The organism is Dietzia cercidiphylli (assembly GCF_014145145.1).
Taxonomy (GTDB): domain Bacteria; phylum Actinomycetota; class Actinomycetes; order Mycobacteriales; family Mycobacteriaceae; genus Dietzia; species Dietzia natronolimnaea.
This window is the reverse complement of record NZ_JAALEA010000537.1, coordinates 1-1,372: the sequence shown is the minus strand read 5'-3', so window position 1 is coordinate 1,372 and position 1,372 is coordinate 1. Positions and strand designations below refer to the sequence as shown.

Sequence of the window (1,372 nt, the reverse complement as noted above, 5' to 3'; positions counted from 1 at the left end):
GGCCAGCACCGCGCCGGACGCCCGGACCTCCTCGGCCAACGGCACCTGGTACCCCTGCTCGAGCGGCACCGGCGGGACCGCGGGGGTGTTGGCGGCCGACGAGACGTCCACCAGGTCGACGCCGTGCTCGGCGAGGTGGCCCGCCAGCCAGCGCGAATCCTCCGGAGCCCAGCCGCCGGGCACCCAGTCCGTCGCCGAGATGCGGACGAACAGCGGCTTGCCCGCGGGCCAGACCTGACGGACCGCATCGCAGACCTCCACCAGGAGTCGCGCGCGGTTCTCGCGGGAGCCGCCGTACTCGTCCGTCCGCTCGTTGGACAGGGGTGAGAGGAACTCGTGGACGAGGTAGCCGTGCGCCGCGTGGATCTCGACCACGTCGAACCCGGCCTGATCCGCGCGTCGCGCGGCATCGGCGAAGGCGTCCACCACGCCGCGGATCCCCTCGAGGTCAAGCGCGACGGGAGTGGCCATGTCGCCGAACGGGATCGCCGAGGGGGCGACCGTGGTCCACCCGCCCTCCTCTACCGGCAGCGAGCCGGTGGGCTCTCCCGGGAAGGCCCTGTAGGTCGACGCCTTGCGCCCGGCGTGGGCCAGTTGGATCCCGATCGCCGCGCCCTGCGAGTGCACGAAGTCCACGATCGGCGCCCACGCGTCCCGCTGCGCGTCGTTCCACAGCCCGGCGTCGTGGGCGCTGATGCGACCCTCCGGGACCACCGCGGAGGCCTCCGCGAGGATCAGCCCGAACCCGCCCTGCGCCCGCGCGCCGAGGTGCACGAGATGCCACGGGGTGGGGACGCCGTCGCGGGCGTCGCACGAGTACTGGCACATCGGTGAGAGCCACGCGCGGTTCCGGATCTCGAGATCGCGGATTCGGATGGGGTCGAAGAGCAGCGGCATGCCACCGATTAAACCCGCGCCGGCCGGGTCAGGGTCGCCGGGGACCACCCCCGGACGGGCGCTCACGCACCCCTTCGCCGCCGACTAGCGTGGGCGCCATGACTGACGCCCAGACCGGACCGGGTTCCTCCTCGGAGCCCACGCTGACCCCACAGCCGCAGCTGACCCACCCCGGACTCACCCACCTCGACGCCGAGGGCAGGGTCCGGATGGTCGACGTGGGCGACAAGGCCGTCACCACCCGCACCGCCACCGCCGAGGGGGTCTTCCGCACCCGGCCGGAGGTGGTGACCATGGTCGCGGGCGACGATCTGGGCAAGGCCGACGTCCTGGCCACCGCCAGATTGGCCGGGATCGGCGCCGCCAAGAAGACCTCCGAGCTGATCCCCCTGTGTCACCAGATCCCCCTGAACTCGGTCAAGGTGCGCTTCGATCTCGACGCGCCGGCCGGCGAGATCCGGGTGTCGGCCACCGC

2 protein-coding genes are annotated in these 1,372 nt (G+C 73.0%); one reads left to right on the top strand and one right to left on the bottom strand.

Features of this window, described 5'->3' with window-relative positions; translation table 11 throughout:
- Positions 1–897 (bottom strand): NADH:flavin oxidoreductase/NADH oxidase (locus G6028_RS17100; RefSeq protein ID WP_182659579.1); only part of this gene is annotated, 897 nt, incomplete at its 3' end.
- Between the two features lie 209 nt (positions 898–1,106).
- Between G6028_RS17100 and G6028_RS17095 the strand changes: the two genes are divergently transcribed.
- The coding region (locus tag G6028_RS17095; RefSeq protein ID WP_277817638.1) for a cyclic pyranopterin monophosphate synthase MoaC at positions 1,107–1,372 on the top strand (266 nt) is incomplete at its 3' end.